Source organism: Pauljensenia sp. UMB6358, from assembly GCF_030216865.1.
GTDB lineage: Bacteria > Actinomycetota > Actinomycetes > Actinomycetales > Actinomycetaceae > Pauljensenia > Pauljensenia turicensis_A.
This window is the reverse complement of record NZ_JASOMS010000009.1, coordinates 13,124-36,078: the sequence shown is the minus strand read 5'-3', so window position 1 is coordinate 36,078 and position 22,955 is coordinate 13,124. Positions and strand designations below refer to the sequence as shown.

25 protein-coding genes are annotated in these 22,955 nt (G+C 55.8%); 18 read left to right on the top strand and 7 right to left on the bottom strand.

The window, feature by feature from the left end; all coding sequences use genetic code 11:
* Window positions 1–38 precede the first annotated feature (38 nt).
* A complete protein-coding gene (locus tag QP381_RS07110) occupies window positions 39–218 on the top strand; it encodes a hypothetical protein (RefSeq protein WP_285068189.1) in 180 nt (59 codons plus the stop codon).
* Between the two features lie 90 nt (window positions 219–308).
* On the opposite strand, the gene QP381_RS07105 is transcribed toward QP381_RS07110, so the two are convergent.
* Window positions 309–1,610 carry a M18 family aminopeptidase gene (locus tag QP381_RS07105; protein WP_285068188.1) on the bottom strand — a complete coding sequence of 434 codons (1,302 nt, stop codon included), beginning with the start codon at window positions 1,608–1,610 and terminating at the stop codon, window positions 309–311.
* Between the two features lie 41 nt (window positions 1,611–1,651).
* Between QP381_RS07105 and QP381_RS07100 the strand changes: the two genes are divergently transcribed.
* Window positions 1,652–2,491: an aldo/keto reductase gene (locus tag QP381_RS07100; protein WP_006680276.1), complete on the top strand. Its 840-nt coding sequence runs from the start codon at window positions 1,652–1,654 to the stop codon at window positions 2,489–2,491.
* A gap of 36 nt (window positions 2,492–2,527) precedes the next feature.
* A complete protein-coding gene (locus QP381_RS07095; RefSeq protein WP_006680275.1) occupies window positions 2,528–2,731 on the top strand; it encodes a hypothetical protein in 204 nt (67 codons plus the stop codon).
* Between the two features lie 230 nt (window positions 2,732–2,961).
* On the opposite strand, the gene QP381_RS07090 is transcribed toward QP381_RS07095, so the two are convergent.
* Entirely contained in the window at window positions 2,962–3,414 is a 453-nt protein-coding gene (locus QP381_RS07090; RefSeq protein WP_006680274.1) for a GNAT family N-acetyltransferase, read from the bottom strand.
* 86 nt (window positions 3,415–3,500) lie between these two features.
* On the opposite strand from QP381_RS07090, the gene QP381_RS07085 reads away from it, so the two are divergent.
* The gene (locus QP381_RS07085) at window positions 3,501–3,629 is read left to right on the top strand and encodes a hypothetical protein (RefSeq protein WP_285068187.1); all 129 of its coding nucleotides are present in this window, start codon (window positions 3,501–3,503) and stop codon (window positions 3,627–3,629) included.
* 164 nt (window positions 3,630–3,793) lie between these two features.
* Here QP381_RS07085 and QP381_RS07080 read toward each other — a convergent pair whose 3' ends face one another.
* Window positions 3,794–4,036, bottom strand: coding sequence for a hypothetical protein (locus tag QP381_RS07080; protein ID WP_006680273.1), 243 nt, complete (start codon window positions 4,034–4,036; stop codon window positions 3,794–3,796).
* Window positions 4,037–4,270: 234 nt separating this feature from the next.
* On the opposite strand from QP381_RS07080, the gene hemH reads away from it, so the two are divergent.
* Together hemH and QP381_RS07070 are read left to right on the top strand one after the other, a co-directional pair.
* On the top strand, window positions 4,271–5,263 hold the full coding sequence (gene hemH, locus QP381_RS07075; RefSeq protein ID WP_285068186.1) for a ferrochelatase: 993 nt from the start codon (window positions 4,271–4,273) through the stop codon (window positions 5,261–5,263).
* Between the two features lie 68 nt (window positions 5,264–5,331).
* Entirely contained in the window at window positions 5,332–5,790 is a 459-nt protein-coding gene (locus QP381_RS07070) for a DNA cytosine methyltransferase (protein WP_243440746.1), read from the top strand.
* Window positions 5,791–5,956: 166 nt separating this feature from the next.
* On the opposite strand, the gene QP381_RS07065 is transcribed toward QP381_RS07070, so the two are convergent.
* The 4 genes from QP381_RS07065 to QP381_RS07050 form a co-directional block, all read right to left on the bottom strand.
* Window positions 5,957–6,901, bottom strand: a complete 945-nt coding sequence (locus QP381_RS07065; RefSeq protein WP_006680270.1) for a hypothetical protein — start codon at window positions 6,899–6,901, stop codon at window positions 5,957–5,959.
* A 4-nt stretch (window positions 6,902–6,905) separates the two neighbouring features.
* Window positions 6,906–7,331, bottom strand: coding sequence for an SMI1/KNR4 family protein (locus tag QP381_RS07060; protein WP_006680269.1), 426 nt, complete (start codon window positions 7,329–7,331; stop codon window positions 6,906–6,908).
* Window positions 7,332–7,455: 124 nt separating this feature from the next.
* Complete coding sequence (locus QP381_RS07055) at window positions 7,456–8,622, bottom strand: methyltransferase domain-containing protein (protein WP_285068210.1); 1,167 nt, start codon at window positions 8,620–8,622, stop codon at window positions 7,456–7,458.
* Between the two features lie 139 nt (window positions 8,623–8,761).
* A complete protein-coding gene (locus tag QP381_RS07050; protein ID WP_285068185.1) occupies window positions 8,762–8,977 on the bottom strand; it encodes a hypothetical protein in 216 nt (71 codons plus the stop codon).
* A gap of 181 nt (window positions 8,978–9,158) precedes the next feature.
* On the opposite strand from QP381_RS07050, the gene dnaK reads away from it, so the two are divergent.
* From dnaK to clpB, 12 genes are all read left to right on the top strand, one after another.
* A complete protein-coding gene (dnaK, locus tag QP381_RS07045) occupies window positions 9,159–11,015 on the top strand; it encodes a molecular chaperone DnaK (protein WP_219585462.1) in 1,857 nt (618 codons plus the stop codon).
* The gene (locus QP381_RS07040) at window positions 11,012–11,698 is read left to right on the top strand and encodes a nucleotide exchange factor GrpE (RefSeq protein ID WP_285068184.1); all 687 of its coding nucleotides are present in this window, start codon (window positions 11,012–11,014) and stop codon (window positions 11,696–11,698) included. Before dnaK ends, QP381_RS07040 begins: the two co-directional genes overlap by 4 nt.
* Before the next feature lie 51 nt (window positions 11,699–11,749).
* Window positions 11,750–12,763, top strand: a complete 1,014-nt coding sequence (locus tag QP381_RS07035; protein WP_006680265.1) for a DnaJ C-terminal domain-containing protein — start codon at window positions 11,750–11,752, stop codon at window positions 12,761–12,763.
* 3 nt (window positions 12,764–12,766) lie between these two features.
* Window positions 12,767–13,315 carry a heat shock protein transcriptional repressor HspR gene (locus tag QP381_RS07030; protein WP_006680264.1) on the top strand — a complete coding sequence of 183 codons (549 nt, stop codon included), beginning with the start codon at window positions 12,767–12,769 and terminating at the stop codon, window positions 13,313–13,315.
* Window positions 13,316–13,417: 102 nt separating this feature from the next.
* Window positions 13,418–14,758: a Mur ligase family protein gene (locus QP381_RS07025; protein WP_006680263.1), complete on the top strand. Its 1,341-nt coding sequence runs from the start codon at window positions 13,418–13,420 to the stop codon at window positions 14,756–14,758.
* Window positions 14,759–14,769: 11 nt separating this feature from the next.
* Entirely contained in the window at window positions 14,770–15,507 is a 738-nt protein-coding gene (locus tag QP381_RS07020) for a type 1 glutamine amidotransferase (RefSeq protein WP_006680262.1), read from the top strand.
* A gap of 120 nt (window positions 15,508–15,627) precedes the next feature.
* The gene (locus QP381_RS07015) at window positions 15,628–16,518 is read left to right on the top strand and encodes a hypothetical protein (protein WP_006680261.1); all 891 of its coding nucleotides are present in this window, start codon (window positions 15,628–15,630) and stop codon (window positions 16,516–16,518) included.
* Window positions 16,519–17,038: 520 nt separating this feature from the next.
* Window positions 17,039–17,491, top strand: a complete 453-nt coding sequence (locus QP381_RS07010) for a YbjN domain-containing protein (RefSeq protein ID WP_103632488.1) — start codon at window positions 17,039–17,041, stop codon at window positions 17,489–17,491.
* Window positions 17,488–18,168 carry a YbjN domain-containing protein gene (locus QP381_RS07005; RefSeq protein ID WP_006680259.1) on the top strand — a complete coding sequence of 227 codons (681 nt, stop codon included), beginning with the start codon at window positions 17,488–17,490 and terminating at the stop codon, window positions 18,166–18,168. The genes QP381_RS07010 and QP381_RS07005 overlap by 4 nt, the downstream gene beginning before the upstream one ends.
* A 77-nt stretch (window positions 18,169–18,245) precedes the next feature.
* A complete protein-coding gene (locus tag QP381_RS07000) occupies window positions 18,246–18,869 on the top strand; it encodes a TetR/AcrR family transcriptional regulator (protein WP_006680258.1) in 624 nt (207 codons plus the stop codon).
* Between the two features lie 203 nt (window positions 18,870–19,072).
* The gene (locus tag QP381_RS06995; RefSeq protein ID WP_006680257.1) at window positions 19,073–20,062 is read left to right on the top strand and encodes a DUF5692 family protein; all 990 of its coding nucleotides are present in this window, start codon (window positions 19,073–19,075) and stop codon (window positions 20,060–20,062) included.
* 249 nt (window positions 20,063–20,311) lie between these two features.
* Window positions 20,312–22,948 (top strand): ATP-dependent chaperone ClpB, encoded by a 2,637-nt coding sequence (gene clpB / locus QP381_RS06990; RefSeq protein WP_285068180.1) that lies wholly within the window; start codon window positions 20,312–20,314, stop codon window positions 22,946–22,948.
* The last annotated feature ends 7 nt before the right edge of the window (window positions 22,949–22,955 follow it).

Genomic DNA, 22,955 nt, shown 5'->3' with positions numbered 1-22,955 from the left:
GTCCATTGCATGAGCTGAACGGATGTTGGGTGTGCGGTATGAGTACCCCACACGGTGCGAAATTCGGCTTGCGAGACTTCAATTCCCGTCGTCAGATGGGACCTATGAACACGCCACACGCAATTGCATACACCGTTTCTTCTTCCAACACCGGTGGCCTTGGTGGTCAGGCCGTTCCGCTGTTGTTTCCTTCGAGGACTGAGCTCACCAGCTTCTGATCGTGAAAACCTTTGCCTAGGGGGGATTATGCAGAACTACGCATTGGTGCCCAGCGGATCGTCCGCGGGGCACCAATGCGTCTGAGTACGTCAGGCGCCCAGCCAGTAGGCCTCGAGTGTCTTCGACATACCAATCAGGTCGTTGACGTGGCTCATTTCGCGAGCCGAGTGCATCGACAGGAGGCCGACGCCCACATCCACCGTCAGAATGCCCAGGCGAGTCGCCGTGATCGGGCCAATCGTGGATCCGCACGGCATCGCGTTATTCGACACGAAGTCCTGAGATGGCACGCCCGCAGCAGCGCACGCGCGGTGCCACAGGGCAATACCTTCTCCGTCGGTCGCATAGCGCTGGTTGGCGTTGATCTTCAAGACCGGGCCTCGTCCCATCACCGGATGAGTTGCCGGGTCGTGATACTCCGCGTAGTTGGGGTGTACTGAGTGGGCGGCGTCCGCGCTGATGCACGACGAAGCGGCAAACATGCGCGCAACCCCGTCGGCGTCGCGATTCAGAGCGTAGGCGGTACGCTCCAGAACGGTCTGCAAAATCGGGCCGGCAGCACCTTCGCGGGTTGCGGAACCAATTTCCTCGTGGTTGAAGCACATAAAAATTCGAACGTCACCATCGGTGGGAGTCCCAGCCTTCGTCAGGCGCTCAAATGCAGTCAGAGCGGCGTGAACGGAGGAAAGATTGTCCTGCTGACCCGCAGCGAAGAACTGGCCGGACTCGCCAAAAGTGGCAGGGCCTTGCTGAGGAATCAGGATCAAATCATGTGACACGATGTCCTTGACATTCACGCCGGCGTACTTCGCGACCTCAGCCATGAAGTTCGCTTCCGGGTTATCGACGGTCCACACTGGGTGCAGGTGCTTCTGCGGATCGAGCTTCAGCCCTTCCGGGTTCACGCCACGATCCAAGTGAATTGCCAGCTGTGGGATACGTGCCAGTGCGCCGGTGCGCACCAGAACTTGGCGACCGTCCTTCATCATCAATCGGCCGGCAACAGCAAGCTCGCGGTCAAGCCACGAATTCCACATCATGCCACCGTAGACCTCGACGTCAATCTGACCCCAACCATCTGCGGTCGACGATGTCAGCGACGGCTTCACGTGGAAAACAGGGGAATCGGTGTGCGCACCAACAATACGGAAGCCGGTCTGCTCAGTGACAGAAGTCGGAACGACCCACGCTGCGACGGCGCCACCGCGAACCATGACGTGTCCGCCGGGACTCGCGTTCCACGGCTCAGTTTCGTCCTGGCGAGTGAAACCTGCATCCACCAGGCGTTGCGCCACCAAGTCGGCGGCGTGATATGGGGAAGGGGAGTCAAGCAGGAAGTGCTGATAGTCGATCGTGTGTACGTCAGTCTCAGAGTAATCGAAGTAGCCCATGGGTTAATCGTAAGCCCGACTATGCTGAGGGTATGTCTGCAATGAAGCATTTAGACACCTACGCCCTGAACGACGGCACCACAATTCCCCTGATCGGCTTGGGCACGTACAATTTGCGTGGTCACGCCGGCGTCGAATCAATGGTGAACGCGATTCATGCCGGATACCGTCTGCTGGACTCTGCGTTCAACTACGAAAACGAGGGGGCTCTGGGCCAAGCGGTCCGCACTTGTGGCGTTCCACGCGAGGACCTGCGCCTAGTCTCAAAGCTTCCTGGTCGCCATCACCGCTACGAACAAGCCGTTGACACGGTTGAAGAATCCCTGTTCAGTGCCGGTTTGGACTACTGGGATCTCTACCTGATTCACTGGCCGAACCCGCGTCAGGGGCTCTACGTTGAAGCCTTCCAAGCGCTTGTTGACCTGCAGAAGAAGGGCTTGATTCGATCGGTTGGCGTTTCGAACTTTCTGCCCGAACACATTGAGCGCCTGCGCGACGAAGTCGGGGTTGTTCCCGCTGTCAATCAGATCGAGCTTCATCCGTACTTCCCGCAGGCCGAAAGCCTTGAAGCCCACCGCAATCTTGGTGTTCAGACAATGTCGTGGAGTCCGCTGGCTCGAAAACTGCACGTTGTCGATGAGCCTGTTCTCACTCAGATCGGTCACGAGACCGGTAAGTCTCCCGCGCAGGTTGTCATTCGCTGGCACCTCCAGCGTGGTACTCTTCCGATTCCGAAGTCAGCAAGTAAAGAACGTCAGGCGGAAAATCTCGACGTATTCGACTTCGAGCTTAGCGAAGACCAGATGGCGCGTATTGCCACTCTTGCACGCCCCGATGGTCGCAGTGCGAACCAAGACCCCGCTTTCTACGAAGAGTTCTAAGCCGACGCTTACAAGCGCATATGAAAAGGATGAACTATGGCACGCAACCCCGATGATCTTCGTCGGAGCTCGAACGTTAACTTTTTTGTCGCAGCTTTTTCCGCGTACTTGGTCTATGCCGTGGATTTCTGGCCTCGCTGGATTTTCCTTGCCGCTGCCATTGGTTTCGTTCTCTATGGCTTGAAACTGCGTAAGGATGCCGATCGAATGGGAGACGGGCGGTGCGCCAAAGGTCGTTGACTCCACGGTTTCGGACTTGGTCGATAACAGCTAGTTTTCACTCGCTCGCCGTGTGATTGATTCACGAGGTCGCCCACCGCTTCTCGCCCCTCTCTTGCATCAAGGGCGGAGTGAATACGCGGTGTGTCTAGCGGATCCTCGCTCGCAATTCGGGCAACAAAAAGGACGAGGCTAGGTCAGCAGACCCAGCCTCGTACCCAAGAAAAAGGCGCCAACTGGCGACGTAGCGCTTACTTGTCCAGTGGAACGCGGTACACGTTCGTCTCACGCAACTCGAAACCGGCGCGCTGGTAGAGGCGGTTCGCTGCCTCGCGTGACGGACGGCTGGTCAGATCGACCGTGCGTGCGCCAACTTCCTGAGCATGGCGAATCGCGGCCTCAACGAGCGCCTGACCGGCACCCTGGCCACGAGCAGCTGAATCAACAACGACATCCTCGACCCAGGCGCGCACGCCGGTCGGGATCTCGAAGGTTGCCAGCGAGAGCATGCCGAGGATCGGGAAAGCGCCGGACTCGTCAGCCTTGTCGGAGCGGAAAACGAACAGGTGAACGCCGGGCTGAGAAATGAAACGCTCGCACCCAGCCGCGTCCAGTGGGGCAGCTGAACGGGACAGCTGAGGAATCAGGCGCTCCATCGCCTCGACGATTTCGGGGGACGATTCGGTGATGATCTCGATGGTCATAAGGGTCCTTTCACTTCGCGTCTTCACGCAATCCTGTCGCAATCTTGTCGCAATTCTACGGGCGAAGGCCACCCAAGGAAACGACCGTGATCGCCCTTCGAATGTCACGTCGCCTTATGCGTCCCAAACCGCGAGGTCAGACGAATAAACAGTTCGTGCTCTTTCGGCTGATCCGCATGGACCTAGCCGGCTTGCCCCGCGGTCGCGAGCAGTGAAATTGGAGCGGAAGGCCAGGGAGCGAAACCTGTCCGGCCTCGTACATGGGCGTTTCATATTTGGCGAAAACCCAACGTTTCTGCACGCGCTAGGACACACAGTAGAGCGAAATGTCGACGATCAACTTCGCAATCCAGAGCGGGATTCCGACGTGAGTCAGAAGTCAAAGGCCCACGTACGACGTGCCAACGAGCGTGACAGCGAGGGAAGCGTACCGGAGACCAGTTGAGACAAGAGTGCCAGGGCGAGCATGGAAAACCTTCCTATTAAGAGCAAAATTGCCGTTCGCGGAAACAATGCGAGCAATGATGACGGGTAGGGCCAGGCTGCCGATCACTGTGCGCAAGCCGAGGACTGTGACACGGTCGATGACCGCGCCGTTTTCCCCTGCTGAAACGTTTTCCATCTGCACCTCCCAAGAAAACTGTCGAACTTCCAATAGTTATCTTGGTCGGCACCTTAGTTGGTATCTTGGTCGGTTGGTCGGTTGGTCGGTTGTGCTAGCCAGGTCAGATTTGCTGGACGTGTTGTCGTAACGTAGCCATCGACACATACGACGGTTCGTGCGTCATACCGGACAGAACACATTCTGATGACACCTGTCAGAAAAGCGCTGTGAACCACCCGTTAAACTCGGACTATGCGCCACAGTGATGCTCCGGCCCTCGTACTTGCCAACCTTGGAACTCCGAAAACTCCGACGACTGCGGATGTTCGCACGTATTTGCGTGAGTTCCTCAGTGATTCGCGAGTCATTGAAATGCCGAAAGCTGTCTGGCGCCCGATCCTTGAGGGAGTGATCCTGCGCGTTCGACCGGCCCAATCCGCCGCGAAATATCGGACCGTGTGGCTGGATGAAGGATCCCCGCTACTGCACTACACGACACGTCAGGCGGAACTTCTGAGCGAACAGCTTGGAATGAAAGTCGTGCCCGCAATGCGCTACGGCCAGCCAAGCCTCGGAAGTGTCCTTGATGATCTGATGACGCAGGGCTATCGAAAGATCGCGATCCTGTCGGCCTACCCGCAGTATTCGGCGACCACGATTGCGTCCGTGAATGACGCGGCCGCCAAGTGGCTACTGTCGAGGCGCGAGCACCCTGAAATCCGGCTATCCCGTTCGTTTCCGACTGCGTCCACCTATATTGACGCGCTTGAAACTCCAATCCGTGAGTCGTGGGAGCTCAACGGCACTCCGGACTTTGCCGGTGGTGACCGTCTGATCCTCTCGTTCCACTCAATTCCGGTTGCCATGTCGAAGAAGGGTGATCCCTACATTGACGAATGCAAGGAAACGGCTGCGCTTCTGCGTGAGCGACTGGGACTGAATGAAGAGTCCTGCATCGCTACTTTCCAGTCTGTTTTCGGTCCTGCCGAGTGGAATGGTCCGGCGACGATCGACACGGTTGGTGAACTCGGCAAGCAGGGGACGAGGCGCGTCGATATCATCTGCCCCGGCTTCGTTGCCGACTGTCTGGAGACCCTTGAAGAGATTGACCAGCTGAACCGTACAGCATTCACTGATGCGGGCGGATCAGAGTTCCACTACATTCCATGGGCCAATGAAGCGCAGCCTGCAATTGACGCATTGGCTGAGCAGGCGCGAAACCTGCTTGCCGGCTGGGGTGATTGAGGCCAAGCTGCGGCGTGCCGCAATTCCTGTTAGCCGTGGGGCGTACCACGTGGAAATGGGGCATATTCATGGCCGAGAACTGGACGTTAGTCATTCTTGGCGGGAGTCGGAGGGATCGACTCGGATTCGAAGAAACCGGCACAGTAAAGATGATTTACGCCAGTGAGTTCGATCCATATGCCGTTGAAACGTACGAACAGAACTTTGACCTCACAGTAGATGGGCGCGATATTCACGAGGTTCTGCCTGAAGAAGTACCCGATGCCGATATCTTTGTCGGAGGTTTCCCCTGTCAGGCTTTTTCAGTGGCGGGATATCGTCAAATATGGGCGAAGGAGGACACAACGTTCAAACTGGGGGCATGCGCCCAATTTCTGAGCTTGTCTCAGTGCTCAGCCAAGCCTGAGGCGATTGTAGTCAGCAACGCTCCAAGGCAATTGCAACCTCGGCGTGGCTTGATTGCTCCAGATGGATGTCAAATGGTCATTTTTGCCGATTTTTTCGGTACCGTTCGTTCTCGGAAATAAATCCACAACTTTTACACCCTCAAAATCGCCATTTTATCGACTTCGGACGTTCTCGGAAACAGGTCGATGTGGTTGTTCCTACTATATATAAGCGGACGCGCAGATTTTCCAATCGTCTCTACTCATCGCTCTGAGGGAATATGTCCGAAATCCCATCGTCTCGATTCTAATCATCATCGTGTTTACCGCCGCGTTGATACGGTTCTTTTTCTTTCCAGATCAGACCATCCTTTGTGCGATAATGCTGTCCGTGTGCGGGCACTGTATGCTCAGCCGGCGATGATCGCTCGTCTGGATAATCTCTACTGGAAGATGGGCTATCCAACTCATCCGAACTCGAATAATCGCTGTAGTCGTCATCAGAAGAACCACTGATATCTTCTTCTGACGAAGAGGAACTTGATCCACCGCCCGACTCGCTGGCGAGATATATTGCACCTACTCCAGCAATTATATACCCCGCAGCCTTTAATGCACCCGTAAGAACAGGATGCTTTTTACCAAATTCGTTTGCAACGTCAAAAATATGGGAAATCTTATTCTTATCACCAATGCCCTCATGTGTCTCAGGTGGAGCTACTGTAGGATTCTTTTGTGATATGTTTTCAGAGTGGTGCGACACATCCTCTTGTCGTGAAGGTTTTGTGTGCTCTGTAGAAGTTGTATCATGCTTGACCGTTTGTAGTTTTTCGCTATTATTCTGGCTCTCAATAACAGGACTGCATACCGGCTCACTAAGATTAATCGGAGCACAAGGAGTAGGTTTATTATCTCCGAAATCTACGAACTCTTTCGTTTCCGGATTATAGTACCAGTTAGTCGGATTCTGCCAACTTCCTTTATGTGCCTCCAGATGTTCATCTCTTGAAAGAAACTGAATATTATCCGGATCGCCCTGATACTCAGAATATTCAGCAGCGCTCTTCATGTGCTGGCCTTCAAAAGCACGTCCATTTTCGTCGTAGGCTTTTCCTTTTTCAGGATCAAGAATGTCCTTTTGCTGATCCTGCGACCAGTCCCGTGTTCCTTTGCCTTCAGCGACTAATTTTTGCTCTCTTTCCCAAGCAAGTCTTATCGCCTTATTTCTTTCCTTTATACTTGTTTTTGGCATAGGCTCACTCTCCTATACCAAGCAAGTCATAAAGGTCGTTCAAAAAAGTGTAAAAATCATCATAGGTCAGCTCGTCATCAACACTTCCTGCCTCGTGATTGTATATCGAAATTTTCTCTCCCGACTTCTCACATAATACCGGATCGCCTGAAGCTAATGCGCCGATGACAATGTAGTTTTCATCAGGCCTGTCATTTTCATTTACATCAATAACTGGCTTATGGGCCACACCGTAAAACTGGACTCCGGCTGGCAGAAATAATTCACCACCATCAGAGTGCAAAAGCCACTCTTTATACTTTTCAGGAAGTGTAATTTCATGTTCTTTCTCGAACCGAGTAATCTGTTCTTCTGTTGCTCCTTCGAGAAAAATCATCTTCCCTTGTTTGTTAAGCCTGTCAACGATGACTTTTAATTCTTCTATAATCATAAATTACGCTCCTTTGCATTACAGATCACTCGCAGTCCCTTTTTGCCACAGAGCGTTTTATCTGCTCAATGATAAATCAGCCCGATTGCCAGAAAAGTGGAGTATCACCGTATTTTATAGCTTATTACGCTCCGACCCTTGACATCAATACTGACGTCTCCACATGATCCGTGTGCGGGAACATGTCGAATACGCGCGCTTCGAGGCCCCGATAGTTCGGCATTTCTGTCAAGTCGCGTGCGAGCGATTTCGGGTTGCACGACGAGTAGATGACTCGCGGGATTCCAGATTCGCTAATCCACGAGGCCAATTCTGAGCCGATCCCTCGACGTGGCGGGTTAATAACCAGCACGTCCGGTCGGCTTTCTTCGGGCTGGCGAGCAGCCCAAGCCGTCGCGTCCTTAGCGATGAACTGCGCGTCCGCGCGCCCCAGCTTCAACTGGCGAGCACCTTGAATTGCCGAAGCTATCGCCTGATCCGATACTTCCACGCCCGTTACGGGAGTAATGCCGGCCGCTGCCAAGTGAAGAGCGAAACCTCCGACCCCGCAGTAAAGATCCCAGGCTGAGCGAGGGTGGTCGGCCTCGTTATCCGAAACTGCCCATTCGGTGACCTGGCGGTACAACTTTCCGGCCACCTCCGTATTCGTCTGCGTGAATGAACGAGGCCCGAGCGCCAGCTGAACATCACCGACCGCCATCTTCAGTGTGCGACGCGTGGTCAGAATGATCTCGTCGGGACCTTCGACGATCGCTTCGTGTGTGGGGTGAATGTTTGCGGTGACGACCTCAATATGTGGTACCAAGTCAAACAAGTAGGGGAGTGCCTTGCGAATATCTGAGACGCGGTCGCGTGTGCGAAGCACGAAGCGACACATCAGAGCATTATCCACGCCGACGGTGAGTAGCACATACTTCAACTCGCCGCTCTTTGTGGGCACGTCATACGGCGTCAGGTTCAGCTGGCGAATAAAGCGCTTTAACCCCGGCGTCGCACGGTTAATTGCAGAATGCTGAATCGGGCAATCCGGCAGGTCAACACCCCTGCGATCGCGTCCCAAAATGCCAAGAGTCGGCCGGCGCCTCGTGCCACCGACGACCAACTTTGCGTTCGTGCGAAAGCCGGTCGGCGACGAGGTAACAGGGGGAAGCCATGCGATATCGGTGGCTCCAGCAACGTCGGCTAACTGGTCGCGAACACGCGTTGTCTTCGTGGCAAGCTGGTCGCCGTAAGGAACCTCAATATTCGTGCACGAGTGGCAACGACCTGCATTCCAGTGCTGACAGAGAATGTCGCTTGTGGAACGCGGGGAAAGCCTGAGCTGGATCGAAGACACAAGGTCCGCCTATTCGCTGTAAGAGGGAGGGTCGGATACGTCTCAGTATTCTCTCACTCCTTGGCAGGTAAGACGGAAGTGAGTGTTCACTGCCTTAAAGACAGCGTCGCAGACTGTCATCTGATCGGTGATCGCGTTGGGGAAGTCGCCCGGAGTGGCTTGCTTTCGTGGTGATGTAACGCCAGTTGAGACCAAGAGCCTCGTAGTCAGCCTCTTCCATGACTCCAGTTGGGTTATCGTCGACGGGATCGCTGAAAACACCGGTAAGTGCTCGGTAATGTGTGAAGTCAAATACGCTCTTGACCTGCATAAACGTGTGAACATTGAGTTTTGGTGACTCAACTTTTCGTTTTCCTCTTGCGCAGTGAACTTCGGGTGTATAAAGTTGAGCCTGTCGGACTCAAGTAGGCGCCTCGCGCATACGGCAGTCCAAGAAAACTTCACATGCAGTCACCAGCGAAGCTGGGTGGCTGAACGAAAGGAACACATACATGGCACGTGCAGTAGGCATTGACCTCGGTACCACCAACTCCGCAATCGCTGTCCTCGAAGGCGGCGAACCCACAATCATCGCGAACGCAGAAGGCATGCGCACCACGCCTTCCGTTGTCGCATTCTCCAAGTCTGGCGAGGTCCTCGTCGGCGAAATCGCAAAGCGTCAGGCTGTGACCAACGTTGACCGTACGATCTCCTCGGTCAAGCGTCACATGGGCACCGACTGGAGCGTCGAAATTGACGATAAGAAGTACACCGCTCAGGAAATCTCCGCGCGCATCCTCTCCAAGCTGAAGGCTGACGCGGAAGCATTCCTCGGCGAGCCCGTCACCGATGCCGTCATCACTGTCCCCGCCTACTTCAACGACGCTGAGCGTCAGGCAACGAAGGACGCGGGCCAGATCGCAGGCCTCAACGTCCAGCGCATCGTTAACGAGCCCACCGCAGCAGCACTTGCATACGGCCTCGAAAAGGGCAAGGAAGATGAACTCATCCTGGTTTTCGACCTCGGTGGTGGAACCTTTGACGTCTCCCTGCTCGAAATCGGCAAGGATGACGACGGTTTCTCGACCATTCAGGTTCGCGCAACCTCCGGCGACAACCGCCTCGGTGGCGACGACTGGGATCAGCGCATCGTCAACTGGCTGATTGATCAGGTCAAGGCGAAGACTGGCGCGGACCTGTCCAAGGACACCGTCGCTCTGCAGCGCCTGAAGGAAGCCGCTGAGCAGGCCAAGAAGGAACTCTCCAGCGCAACCTCGACTAACATCTCCCTGCAGTACCTGTCGATGACCGCAGACGGCCCGATCCACCTGGACGAGTCCCTGACCCGCGCAAAGTTCGAGGAAATGACCTCGGACCTGCTGGATCGTACCAAGAAGCCGTTCCACGACGTCATTGCCGAAGCCGGAATCTCCGTCAAAGACATTGACCACGTGGTTCTGGTCGGTGGCTCCACCCGTATGCCTGCCGTTTCCGACGTGGTCAAGCAGCTGACCGGCGGCCGTGAACCGAACAAGGGCGTGAACCCCGATGAGGTTGTCGCCGTTGGTGCGGCCCTCCAGGCCGGCGTCATCCAGGGTGACCGCAAGGACGTCCTGTTGATCGACGTGACCCCGCTGAGCCTCGGTATCGAGACCAAGGGTGGCATCATGACCAAGTTGATCGATCGCAACACCGCGATCCCGACCAAGGCGTCCGAGGTCTTCTCGACCGCCGAAGATGGTCAGCCGTCCGTGCTCATTCAGGTCTACCAGGGTGAGCGTGAGTTCGCCCGGGACAACAAGCTGCTCGGCACCTTCGAGCTGTCCGGTATTGCGCCGGCTCCACGTGGCATCCCGCAGATTGAGGTCACCTTCGACATCGACGCCAACGGTATCGTCCACGTTTCCGCGAAGGACCGTGGCACCGGCAAGGAACAGTCCGTCACCATCACCGGTGGCTCCGCTCTTCCAAAGGAAGACATCGACCGCATGGTGAAGGAAGCTGAAGAGCACGCAGCCGAGGACAAGAAGCGCCGTGAAGACGCCGACACTCGTAACCAGGCTGAGCAGGTCGTTTACTCGATTGAGAAGCTCCTCAAGGACAACGACGAAACTGTCACCGAGGCGACCCGCACCGCGGTTCAGGCTGACGTTGACGCCGTCAAGGAAGCGCTCAAGGGTGAGGACACCGGGGCCGTGAAGTCAGCTCTCGAGAAGCTCAACGCTTCCGCGATGAAGATCGGCGAAGAGGTCTATGCCTCCCAGCAGGCGGCTGAAGCAGCAGGCACCGAGACTCCGGCTGGCGATGCCCCCGCAGCTGATGAAGACGTCATCGATGCTGAAATCGTGGATGAGGACGACACCAAGTGAGCGAAACTGAGAACCAGGGCTTCCAGTCCGGTCCCCAGGATCACAGCGATGCCAAGGTCAACGACCAGGCATCGCAGGCGCAGGTCGCACCGAGCTCGGACGAACAGTTCGCAGCCGGCGCGGCCGCGTCCGCATCAACCGGGGAAACTGCAGGCGAAGCCACCGCGCAGTTAGCTGACGAGGCACTGACTGACATGAGCGCCTTCGAGGAACAAGTTGAAGACTCGGACCTTGCAAACGCACTCGAGAAAATCGCTAACTTCGAAGACCAGCTGGCACGTGCGCACGCTGACCTGTACAACCTGAATCAGGAGTACTCGAACTACGTGCGCAGGGCGAAGGAAGCTGCTTCAGGCCACCGTGAATCCGGCCAGAGCGAAGTCATTGAAGCGCTCATCAGCGTTCTCGATGACATCGATGCGGCCCGCGCTCACGGGGAGCTCGAAGATGGCCCCTTTGCTGCGATTGCAACGAAGCTGGAAAGCGTTCTGGCCTCGCGCTTCAACCTGGAACGCTACGGCGCTGTAGGTGAAGAATTCGATCCCACTCAGCATGAGGCCCTGCTTGCCAACGTGAACCCAGAGGTTCAGGTAGCAACCATCGCCCAGATCCTCCAGCCCGGCTATCGTCGCGATGAAAAGATTCTACGTGCTGCGAAGGTCATGGTGGACAACCCTGAATAAACCACATACCCGTATCCGCCCAAACTCAAAGAATGATGGAGGTGAGTGAAAGTGAGCGGACAAGATTGGCTTGAAAAAGACTTCTATAAGACGCTGGGCGTAGCAAAAGATGCCGACCAAACAGCGATTAAGAAGGCCTACCGCAAGCTTGCTCGCCAGTATCACCCCGACCAGAATCCGGGTGATGAAAAGGCGGAAACCAAGTTCAAGGAAATCGGCGAAGCCTACGCGGTGCTGTCTGACGAGGAACAGCGTAAGCAATACGACGCGATCCGTGCCATGGGTGGAGGAGCTCGCTTCTCCGCCGGTGGCCCGGGTAGTGCCGGCTTCACAGATGCGTTCTCGTCGATGTTCGGTGGTCAAGGCACTAGCTTCAACTTCTCAACTTCCGGTTCGGGAGTCAATATCGAGGATCTCTTCGGAATGTTCGGTGGAGCGGCCGGTGGCTTCAACGCCGGCGGCCCTCAGCCGAACTACGGGGCTGGTACCCGCTTTGGTCACACCCCGCCACGTCCCAGGAAAGGCGCCGACCGAATCGCGTCGACGTCGATCACTTTCCGTGAGTCGCTCAAGGGAGCAACGCTCACCATGAAAGTCGACGGGAAGAAGAACACCGTTCGTATCCCCGCAGGCATTAAAGAAGGTCAGAAGGTTCGTCTTCGTGGCAAAGGAATGCCCGGGGAAAACGGTGGCCAGTCCGGCGACCTTCAGGTGACGATCCACGTTGAGCCCCATCCGGTATTCACCCGGGATGGCGACAATCTGCGCGTGAGAGTTCCCGTGACGTTCGCCGAAGCGGCCTTGGGTACGAAGATCGACGTTCCACTGATCGATGGGAATACCGTGACTGTGAAGGTGCCTGCTGGAACTCAATCAGGCGCGGTTCTACGCGTGCGCAAACGCGGTGTTGAAACCGCGAAGCACACGGGTGACCTGCTGATCGAGATCATGGTTGCCGTTCCAGACCACCTGACCAAGGAACAGAAAGATGCCGTGAAGGCACTTGCTGACTCTTTTGATCACCAGGACGTGCGAGCCACCCTGATGGAGAAGGCGAAGGAGTGACCGATGGTCAGGCGGCGTTCTTCCGATTCTGATGACGCACTGACGTTCGTTATTTCAGTGGCGGCTGAGCTTGCAGGCATGCACCCGCAGACTCTTCGTCAATACGATCGCCTCGGTTTGGTGACGCCCGCGCGCACAAAGGGCAGAGGACGTCGCTACTCGCAACGCGACGTTCAACGTCTGCGCGAGGTACAGAGGATGAGCCAGGATGAAGGCATCAATCTTGCTGGAATCCAGCGGATCCTTGAACTTGAACGCCGAGTGGAAAGCCTCGAAGCTGAGCGCGTCGCGCTGTGCCAGCGGATCGAAGAACTTGAAGCTCGTCAAGATCGAGTCTTCGCCGCGTCCGCAAACGGCGTGGTGTCGCCGATGCGTCGCGGTGAGCGCCCGTGGGTTAATCCTTCTGCCCGCGATGGGCAAGGGAGGGAAATCTCTATCTGGCGTCCAATCCGTACTGCAAGCCCGTACCCGGAACGCACAATCCGGGCTGTTATCGAAGCAGGACCTTCGGGTGTCAGGGTGATCGACGGGACGATTTCCGTCGTCGACTAATCGCCATAACCTCTGCATCTTCGGGGCGAGCGTTGACAATAGTCACGCTCGCCCCGAAGTGTATTTGCGCAGATAGTTCTACACTCGCGTTAGGGTTACCCCATGAGTTCTCACGATTCGTCGGCGCACCGACTGCCGATGCGCGCCCAACTTGCACTCGGTGCGGGCACACTTGCCCGCACGGCCTCGCGAATTCTGGGACGAGGATCAGGCGGAATGATCGGCGGTGAAGTCGCCAGCCGTATCTACCCGAATATTCTGTCGGAACTTGCAGTCCCGATGGACTCCGTGATCGTGTCAGGGACGAACGGCAAGTCAACGACCAACCGATTCGTTCGCGCGGCCCTTGAAACAGCAGGTCAGGTTGCCTCGAACGTGAATGGCGACAACATGGGCTCGGGTATTATCACCGCGCTGATGAGCACGCCGACCGCGCCACACGCGGCCCTCGAAGTTGATGAGATGCACGTGCCCGCCGTTGCAGCGCACGTTTCGCCCAAAGTTTTTGTCTTCCTCAATCTGTCTCGCGATCAGCTGGATCGCGTCGGTGAAATTGGTTCGGTTGAACGCCGTCTGCGTCAGGCAGTTGAAGAAAACCCTGATTCCCTTGTTGTTGCGAACTGTGATGATCCGCTGATCGTGTCGGCAGCCTGCGAAGCGCGAAACGTTGTCTGGGTTGCCGCGGGCGCCGGATGGGGAGACGACTCCGTGGCCTATCCGCGCGGTGGCAGGGTTGTTCGTGACTCCGATTCGTGGCATCTCATTGAAGCTTTCCTCGGCGAAGAACTCCCCGAACTTCGCCAGCGTCCCACGCCAGACTGGACAATCGGCAACATCGATTTGATGCCGGAAGGAGCAAGCGGGCCCTCGGCAATTCTGTACGGACCAAACGACGTTCGCGTTCCTTTGCACCTGCAGCTCCCGGGGCGCGCAAACCTTGGCAACGCTGCCCAGGCGGTAGCGGCCGCGGTCGCGTTGGGGATTGATCCGCAGGTGGCCGCCAACGCGATCGGTCAAGTGCGTCAGGTTGCCGGACGGTATTCCATTCATGACGTTGATGGGCGTCGCGCTCGCATCATGTTGGCGAAGAATCCGGCAGGCTGGCAAGAAGCGATGACGATGGTTGACCCGCGTGTCAAACAGGTCGTGATTGCAGTCAACGGCCAGGTTCCGGACGGGCAGGATCTCTCGTGGCTCTGGGATGTCGACTTCTCCGTGTTGTCCGCGTCCGACGATCGTCGCATTGTCGCGTGCGGTGAACGAGGCGCCGACTTGGCCGTCCGCCTTGAATACGCGGGAATTCACTGCGATCTTGCGCCACTACCCATGGACGCCTTGAAGCTCCTTGAGCCCGGCAAGGTTGAAATGTTGCTGAACTACACGGCTCTTCGAGACTTTAAAGTAATCCTTGATGCTCGCCAGAAATCAGCAACTGGACGATAGGAGGGTGGACGATGAGTGAATCAACCCTGCGAATCGGGGTCTTGTTTCCCGACGTGCTGGGCACCTACGGAGATACGGGCAATGCTCTGATTCTGGCAGAGCGCGCCCGCCGTCGAGGTATCGATGCGGAACTAGTGACAGTGTCTTTGAACGAAGACATCCCAGCAGAACTGGATCTTTACACTCTCGGCGGTGGCGAAGACACTGCGCAGTCACTGGCGGCTCAGAAATTCCGCGACGACTCGGGCTTGCTTCACGCCTTGGACGCCGGCAAGCCACTTCTTGCCATCTGCGCCTCATTGCAGGTTTTGGGGCACTGGTATCGCGATGCGCGCGACGAGCGAGTCGAAGGCCTCGGCGTTCTTGATGTCACCACGGATCCGCAGGGGCATCGTGCAATTGGCGAGCTTGTCTGTGAACCCCTTCTTGAAGGACTGACCCAGCCAATGAGCGGTTTTGAAAACCACGGTGGTGGGACGGTTCTTGGGCCCAACGCGCGTCCGCTTGGTCGCGTCATTGCGGGCGTTGGCAACGGAACTCCCGAAGGGATGACACCGGAGCCTATTGCCTACGATGGTGTCGTTCAAGGATCCGTTATTGCTACCTATATGCATGGACCCGTTTTAGCTCGAAATCCTGAGCTTGCCGACTTGCTTCTTACTCGCGCTACAGGGCTTGAACTGGCGCCACTTGATGTTCCAGGCGTCGAAGCTCTGCGCGCTGAACGTTTGGATTTTGCGTGCCGCTGATCAGCGTGCTTTGCGCTGTTGTCTACGGAAAATCAGGGTTTGATCGGGGTTGCTCCCCAAAGACAGGGCGCTTCTTCACCGATACGATGGATAAGAATTGACTATCGATCTGGAGGATTGATGACCCCTGAAATGAACACCGATCCGACTGGTAGCCAGCCGAATGGTGGTTTCGCGACCGGTTTCAACGGACAAGCCCCTCAGGCTTCATCCCAAACACCGTGGCCTCAGTACGGCGAGGTCTCCGGTTCATCGAATCCAACCTACGGTTCTTACGCGGGTGGGACGTTCAATGATGGTGGCGCGGGCTACCCGCAGGGTGCGCAAGCGCAGTGGAATTCTGATGCACCTCAGTACCCGGGTCAGCCGATGAATCAGCCGATGGGACAGCCCTATGGCGGCCAACAGGCTGGTGGCCCCAACGTTGCTGGAATGCCGATGCCGGGTGTGCCTCAGAAGCTTCCTAGCCGTGCCGGTTCGATCATCATGATGGTCGTTGGCTTGCTGATGATGTTTATCGTTGCCCCGATTTCCCTGTTGGTGGGCGCTCTGGCTGGTCTCGATCTTGACGGTGTTATTGCTGGAACGAATGAGATCCGCTCTGGCGACACAATCACCATCGGTGACGGCGGATCGCTGATGGTGACGGCCTCACGTTCGGATCCTTCGGCTTACGCGGGCACCCTCTACTCGTGTAAGGTCACCTCGGTTGAAACGGACACCGAATATAAGATGACGACGAGTGCGACGGACACTTTCTACATTGATGGTCTGGCGCCCGGAAATTACGTCGTTGAATGTGAGGGTGAAACCACTAGATTGATGGCAATTTCTGGTGTTACCGCCGACGATTTGGTGGGGGCTGGAATGTCGGGAGTTGCTTGGGCGACGGGAATCGGAATTCTTGGTCTGATCCTACTGATTGCCGGCATCATCTGGCTGGTGGTGACGAATCGTAAGCGTTCGCAAATCCGCGCCACTCAGATAGGTTCGCCGTATCAGTGGCAGTGATGTCCTGACAGTTTCTTTCGCGTGAGGGCGAGGCTGGTAGTGATACCGCCTCGCCCTCACGTCCACCCTGGGTGTTTTCCTCGGCGTCGACGAGGTTCTTCTTGGTTCGCTTCTTCCAGAGTGACAGGGAAGATCCTCTTCACTGAAAAACTGCGAGGGCGTTCGTGTTTCTTTTCCGGGACTGTCAGTCGCCGAGCGTTTGGAAGAGGGATGCCCACGAGGGTGCATGGCGCTGTTTGGGCTTTAAATGAAGAAGACGCCAGCATTCATATCAAGATTCTGACATGGACCATGTACACACCAGATTGACGCTAAATGCAAAATGATTTCTACATGGTCTCTTCTAGACTGGGAACAATGGTGGGTCGGCAACGATGCCATGGCACGTGATTGCCTGGGATGACTGCTCATCCCTGAATGGAGAACGGTTCAGCGCAGGTATCGACATCGTGAAACAATGCGTTTCTTAGCGTTATTGGTAGAGATAAACGGTAATTTCGTTAAAAAGGGGAAGGAAAGCATGGGTTACATCGAGTCAAACAGCGCAGATCGATTGAAGATTCCTACCCCGGTAACTCAAGACCGCCTGAAGGATCTTTTCAATCAACGTAGCTGGACGTGGTTCGTTGATAATGAAGGCGATTTGGGTGGTCGCTGGAATGGCTACACCTTTTATTTTTTGTTGACTGGAACGAAGCAAGAGATTCTCCATATCCTGGGTGGCTGGGGTAACCCCATCAATCCGGACCGTCTACCAGAGGCACGTGCTTTTATTGCTGACTGGCATAGGAAGCACCTCTGGCCGAAAGTCTGCTCGACCCTTAACGATCAGGGAGTCGTCAATATTCGAGTAGAGAACACTGTTGACTGGGAGTCTGGAGCAACGGACGAACAGCTCTACCAGCAGATCGATTGTGCGCTTGGCACGGGGATGCAATTCTTTGAAGCACTGAACGAGGAGCTGTCGTTATGAGCGGAATCTTTGATCGAATTAGGAAGATCTTGAATGCCCAAGTAGCAGATGAAGTGCAAAAGGATGCTTCTGCCAAAGACGGCCTCGTCCTAGATGTAGACGCAGACCTGCAAGAACTCCAGTCCCTTCAGGTTCCCAGTGAAGATGACAACGGGGAAGACCAAGGTAGGGGAGCTTCTTCGGCAGATGATGTGCAGGATCGTTCGGACCAGCCCGATCAGCTGGATCTGACTCGTCCAGTCACCCTTGAACGTGTCGGGTTCTTTTTTGACTCACAGGGTTGGAATTGGGAGATCGACGACGAGGGTGACTTTGTGACAGGTTTCGATTCGAATCAGTACGTGTTCCGGATCACCGGCAAGAAGAATGAAATCTTCACAATTATTGCCTTTCGAAGCACCCCCGTTGATGCTCAGCTGAGGTCAGAAGTCGAGCTACTGATTGAAGATTGGCATGCGACTCACCTGTGGCCGATGGCTTCGTTTACTGAAAAGAACGGAGAGATTCGAATTCTGGCAGAAGTGAACTTGGACTGTGAGTGGGGGCTTTCTGACGCGCAGCTTGTTACTCAGTGCAAATGCGGAATCGGCACAATTTCCGCCTTCTTTGAGGAAGTAGATCAGAAATTTGGCCCAGCTCCATCGGAATCTGACATGAACGGCGACTACAGCGAATAGTGCGCTGTTCGCGACACTAGCGTAGGAACTCTGCCGATCATGTGGCAGACACAGTCATTTATTAAAGGGGGGATGTGATGGACACTCCGCTCACATCGCGGGCTACAGCTTATCCCCTGCTGAATGAGCGCGGTGAAACGACGCGTTCTCACATCCTCGACGCTGTCCGAGCTGAGATTGTTGAGCGTGGGGCTACAGCGATGACGGTTTCTTCAATCTCGAAGCGAGCGAACCTCACGCGCTCCCTGTTCTACCACTACTTTGCGACCAAAGATGAAGCCGCCTCGGCGGTCCTCGACAGTGTGATTGATGACTTTCTCGCTCAGGTTCGTCAGTGGAACGAGGGGCGAGAACTCGGAAACGTTGATAAAGCTCTTGATGACGCAGTGCATCTTATGTGTTCGATCATCGATCAAGACAGTCCATTCAGCATGAGCTTGGCGGGGACTGGGAACGGGCAACTGTATCTGCAGTTCATTGACCGCGCGGCCGACCGTATCGCGCACTTCATTGTGGATAACACCGTAGAAGATTTCCGCCGACACCATGAGATCAAAATTGGTGACCTTTACGAGACCTTCTACATGCTTATCGTCGGTCTGATCTCCCTGATGAGAACGCGCCCGGATATCAGCGAAGCGGCGGTTAAACGAATCGTCGCCCACACCCTCCAGATTGACGATCTCGTTCAACTCGATTGATGAAGGATTTCTTCATTGAGGGAATGCGCGGAGCTCAAACAGTGATTGACAGGGTGTAAATGTTGGCCCTAGACTGTGTGAGTCAGTTCATATCTGTAGTGGCGCGCGCTTTGAATCTGGATCTTGACCCCGAAGGGTGGACCTTCATTTCTTGAGTCCGTGTCACGACTCAGCGTCCTGTGAGTGCAAGGAAGGCAAGAACAATGTTGTTCGAGGTCTACGGCGAACATGCCGCATATCAGTGGATTGGATGGGTGCTAGTTTTCGCTGCGCTCATCGGAGCGAATGAGATCGCGCGTCGTACAAAGGCGGGAGGCATCTTCTGTTTCCTTGTACTGCCGGCTATTTTGACGGTCTATTTCATTGCGATCTACGTAGGTGCTGGACAGGGTGCCGAGTGGGCGCTCAATAACCCGACCTACGTGCACATGAATAGCTGGTTCCATTATGCGAAGCTCTATGCGGCAACTGCTGGCTGTATTGGCTTCATGATGCTGAAGTATGGCTGGGGAAAAATCGGTCGTTCACATGCATTCAAGTGCTTCCCGTTCGTTATTGTTGCGATCAACATTCTGATTGCCGTTGTCTCTGATTTTGAGTCGGCGTTCCGCGCATTCGGCACGACCTGGGTTTCCTCCGAAGGTGTCACGCTGATGGGCGGTTGGCACAATGTCTTCAATGGCATCGCGGGTCTGATCAATATCTTCCTGATGACCGGCTGGTTTGGTATCTACGCTTCTCGAAAGAAGCAGGACATGCTCTGGCCAGACATGACGTGGGTGTTCATTGTCGCCTACGACCTCTGGAACTTCTGCTACACCTACAACTGTTTGCCGACTCACGCCTGGTACTGCGGTGTTGCCCTGCTTCTTGCACCGACGGTTGCCAACGCCTTCTGGAATAAGGGTGGTTGGATCCAGAATCGTGCAAATACGTTGGCTCTCTGGTGTATGTTCGCGCAGGTTGTTCCCGCGTTCCAGGACTACTCGAATTTCTCGGTTCAGTCCGTGAATAATCCGAATGTAAACCTGTTTGTTTCGATTCTCGCTCTGGCTGCCAACATTCTGGCTCTCGGCTACGTGATCTACCGTTCGCGCAAGCTTGGCCGTAACCCGTACACGAATGAAATCTTCGTGGGGACGAAGGATTTCGAGGCTGCAATGGCGCGCCGTGAGGATGTGGCTACCGCCTGATCCAGTTTGTATGGACGAGGCCCCGCCCGGCATGTGTCGGGCGGGGTTTTCGCTTGTCAGATCACCTTTGTCAGCTAAGGGTGAGTAGCTGGCCTCGTGAATGGGGAAGCGGAAGGGGCGGAAGTTGAGTTTTCGGCGAGAAAAATAAAGTTGAGTGGAATAGACTCAACTTTGGAGCGTTGATATATGCAGACGCACGTGGGATCGCCACGTGCCCATATCTCGACGCAATGCGTCACTGGAGGAAATATGACCAACGAATTCACGACGAAAGCGCAGGAAGCTATTGGCTCTGCGCTCGAGTCAGCCAGGGCAGCTGGCAACCCGGGAGTTACGCCCCTGCATCTTTTGAATGCTCTGCTGACTCAGAACGAAGGAATTGCGACGGCGCTTCTCGATGCTGTCGGTGCCGACCGTAAGACGATCGGCGCGAGAGCGCGTAACGCTCTGCTCGCATTGCCAAGTATTCAAGGCTCGACCGCCCAAAACGCTCAGGCAGACCAGGCTCTGATGGGAGTCATCAACGACGCTCAGAAGCGTGCAGAAAAGGCTGGCGACGCTTATGTGTCGACTGAACACCTGATGATTGCGCTTGCCGCGTCAAAGAGCGAGGCCGGCACCATTCTTTCTCACAACGCGGCATCGCCCACCGCTTTAGAGGAAGCTCTGAAGACGCTCCGTCCGAATCCGATTACATCACCTGACCCGGAGGGGAGCTTCGAAGCTCTCAAGAAGTACGGGCGAGACCTGACCGAGGTTGCTCGCGAAGGCAAGCTCGACCCGGTGATCGGTCGTGACGCGGAGATTCGTCGCGTTGTGCAGGTACTGTCGCGTCGTACGAAGAACAACCCTGTCCTCATCGGTGAGCCCGGTGTGGGTAAGACTGCGGTTGTCGAAGGGTTGGCTCAGCGTATTGTCGCGGGCGATGTTCCGGCATCCCTGAAGGATAAGACGCTTATTGCTCTCGACCTGGCATTGATGGTGGCAGGCGCGAAATACCGCGGTGAATTTGAGGAGCGTCTGAAGGCTGTCCTCGAAGAAATCCAGCGCTCTGACGGGCAGGTCATCACCTTTATCGACGAGCTTCACACGGTCGTCGGTGCCGGTGGTGGGTCTGAAGGTGCGATGGATGCTGGCAATATGCTCAAGCCGATGCTTGCGCGTGGCGAACTGCGCATGGTTGGCGCGACCACGCTGGACGAGTATCGCGAGAACATTGAAAAGGACCCGGCTCTGGAACGTCGTTTCCAGCAGGTTTTCGTCGGCGAACCGTCCGTTGAGGATACGGTTGCGATCTTGCGCGGTATTGCGCCGAAGTACGAGGCTCACCATAAGGTGACAATCTCCGATGGTGCGCTCGTTGCGGCGGCAACCTTGTCGGATCGCTACATCACGGGGCGTCAACTGCCGGATAAGGCGATCGACTTGATTGATGAGGCTGCGTCTCGTCTGCGGATGGAACTTGATTCTTCCCCGATCGAGATCGATGAGTTGCGTCGCCAGGTGGATCGTCTGCGAATGGAAGAATCCTATCTGACCGAATCTGATTCGGATAAGACGGATGAAGCGACCCAGATTCGCCTAGAGAAGCTTCGTGCGGACCTCGCTGATAAGCAGGAAGAGCTGACTGCATTAACTGGACGCTGGGAGGCAGAGAAGGCCGGGCATAACAAGGTCGGTGATCTGCGCGTTCAGCTGGATGAACTGCGTACTCAGTTGGAACTTGCTATCCGTGAGAATCGTTGGGAAGAAGCCGGAAGGCTTCAGAACGGTGAAATCCCCGCGGTCGAACGCCAGATTGGCGAAGCCGAGGCGAACGCTGAAGCGGAAGATGAAGCAGCCGGCGAGCCGATGATCGCAGAGAAGGTTGGGCCGGCTGAGATTGCGGAAGTCGTGGAGTCCTGGACGGGTATCCCGACCGGTAAGCTCCTACAGACGGAAACCGAGAAGCTTCTGACCATGGAAGATGCGATCGGGCATCGACTGATTGGTCAGAAGATGGCCGTCGCGGCGGTGTCCGATGCGGTTCGGCGTTCCCGTGCGGGGATTGCGGATCCGAATCGTCCGACCGGTTCGTTCCTGTTCCTCGGTCCGACGGGTGTCGGTAAGACGGAGCTGGCGAAGTCGCTGGCGGAGTTCCTCTTCGATGATGAGCGAGCGATGATTCGCATCGACATGTCGGAGTACTCCGAGAAGCATTCGGTCGCGCGCCTCGTCGGCGCCCCTCCGGGATACGTTGGATACGAGCAGGGTGGTCAGCTGACCGAAGCTGTTCGCCGTCGTCCGTATTCGGTGATCCTTTTGGATGAGGTCGAAAAGGCTGATCCGGAGATCTTCGACATTCTGCTTCAGGTTCTCGACGATGGTCGCTTGACTGACGGTCAGGGGCGCACGGTTGATTTCAGGAATACGATCTTGATTTTGACATCGAACCTTGGCTCGCAGTTCCTATCCGATCAGTCTTTGACGCAAGAGATGAAGACTGATGCGGTGATGGAGACGGTGCGTCATGCATTCAAGCCGGAGTTCTTAAACCGTCTGGATGAGACGGTCATGTTCGACCCGCTGTCGGCGGATGACTTGGCTGGCATTGTTGACCTGATGGTCGGCCAGCTCGCGAAGCGTCTTGAGGGCCGTCGCATCACGCTCGACGTGTCCGAGCCTGCCCGCGGTCTGCTGACCCGGATTGGCTACGACCCGGCTTACGGTGCTCGTCCGCTACGTCGCCTGATCCAGAAGGAAATCGGTGACAAGCTGGCGAAGATGCTTCTAGCCGGCGAGGTTGGCGATGGTTCGACCGTTCGCGTCGATGTTTCCGAAGACTTGGAGACTCTGTCGATGCAGGTAGTCGCAGAAGGTGAAGAGCCGGACATCTTCTCCTGCTGATTGATTC

Bases quoted from the DNA above. Each gene is read 5' to 3' on its own strand.
- QP381_RS07110 (WP_285068189.1), top strand. From the start codon at position 39: ATGAGTACCCCACACGGTGCGAAATTCGGCTTGCGAGACTTCAATTCC.
- QP381_RS07105 (WP_285068188.1), bottom strand. From the start codon at position 1,610: ATGGGCTACTTCGATTACTCTGAGACTGACGTACACACGATCGACTAT.
- QP381_RS07100 (WP_006680276.1), top strand. From the start codon at position 1,652: ATGAAGCATTTAGACACCTACGCCCTGAACGACGGCACCACAATTCCC.
- QP381_RS07095 (WP_006680275.1), top strand. From the start codon at position 2,528: ATGGCACGCAACCCCGATGATCTTCGTCGGAGCTCGAACGTTAACTTT.
- QP381_RS07090 (WP_006680274.1), bottom strand. From the start codon at position 3,414: ATGACCATCGAGATCATCACCGAATCGTCCCCCGAAATCGTCGAGGCG.
- QP381_RS07080 (WP_006680273.1), bottom strand. From the start codon at position 4,036: ATGGAAAACGTTTCAGCAGGGGAAAACGGCGCGGTCATCGACCGTGTC.
- hemH (WP_285068186.1), top strand. From the start codon at position 4,271: ATGCGCCACAGTGATGCTCCGGCCCTCGTACTTGCCAACCTTGGAACT.
- QP381_RS07070 (WP_243440746.1), top strand. From the start codon at position 5,332: ATGGCCGAGAACTGGACGTTAGTCATTCTTGGCGGGAGTCGGAGGGAT.
- QP381_RS07065 (WP_006680270.1), bottom strand. From the start codon at position 6,901: ATGCCAAAAACAAGTATAAAGGAAAGAAATAAGGCGATAAGACTTGCT.
- QP381_RS07060 (WP_006680269.1), bottom strand. From the start codon at position 7,331: ATGATTATAGAAGAATTAAAAGTCATCGTTGACAGGCTTAACAAACAA.
- QP381_RS07050 (WP_285068185.1), bottom strand. From the start codon at position 8,977: ATGCAGGTCAAGAGCGTATTTGACTTCACACATTACCGAGCACTTACC.
- dnaK (WP_219585462.1), top strand. From the start codon at position 9,159: ATGGCACGTGCAGTAGGCATTGACCTCGGTACCACCAACTCCGCAATC.
- QP381_RS07030 (WP_006680264.1), top strand. From the start codon at position 12,767: ATGGTCAGGCGGCGTTCTTCCGATTCTGATGACGCACTGACGTTCGTT.
- QP381_RS07025 (WP_006680263.1), top strand. From the start codon at position 13,418: ATGAGTTCTCACGATTCGTCGGCGCACCGACTGCCGATGCGCGCCCAA.
- QP381_RS07020 (WP_006680262.1), top strand. From the start codon at position 14,770: ATGAGTGAATCAACCCTGCGAATCGGGGTCTTGTTTCCCGACGTGCTG.
- QP381_RS07015 (WP_006680261.1), top strand. From the start codon at position 15,628: ATGACCCCTGAAATGAACACCGATCCGACTGGTAGCCAGCCGAATGGT.
- QP381_RS07010 (WP_103632488.1), top strand. From the start codon at position 17,039: ATGGGTTACATCGAGTCAAACAGCGCAGATCGATTGAAGATTCCTACC.
- QP381_RS07005 (WP_006680259.1), top strand. From the start codon at position 17,488: ATGAGCGGAATCTTTGATCGAATTAGGAAGATCTTGAATGCCCAAGTA.
- QP381_RS07000 (WP_006680258.1), top strand. From the start codon at position 18,246: ATGGACACTCCGCTCACATCGCGGGCTACAGCTTATCCCCTGCTGAAT.
- QP381_RS06995 (WP_006680257.1), top strand. From the start codon at position 19,073: ATGTTGTTCGAGGTCTACGGCGAACATGCCGCATATCAGTGGATTGGA.
- clpB (WP_285068180.1), top strand. From the start codon at position 20,312: ATGACCAACGAATTCACGACGAAAGCGCAGGAAGCTATTGGCTCTGCG.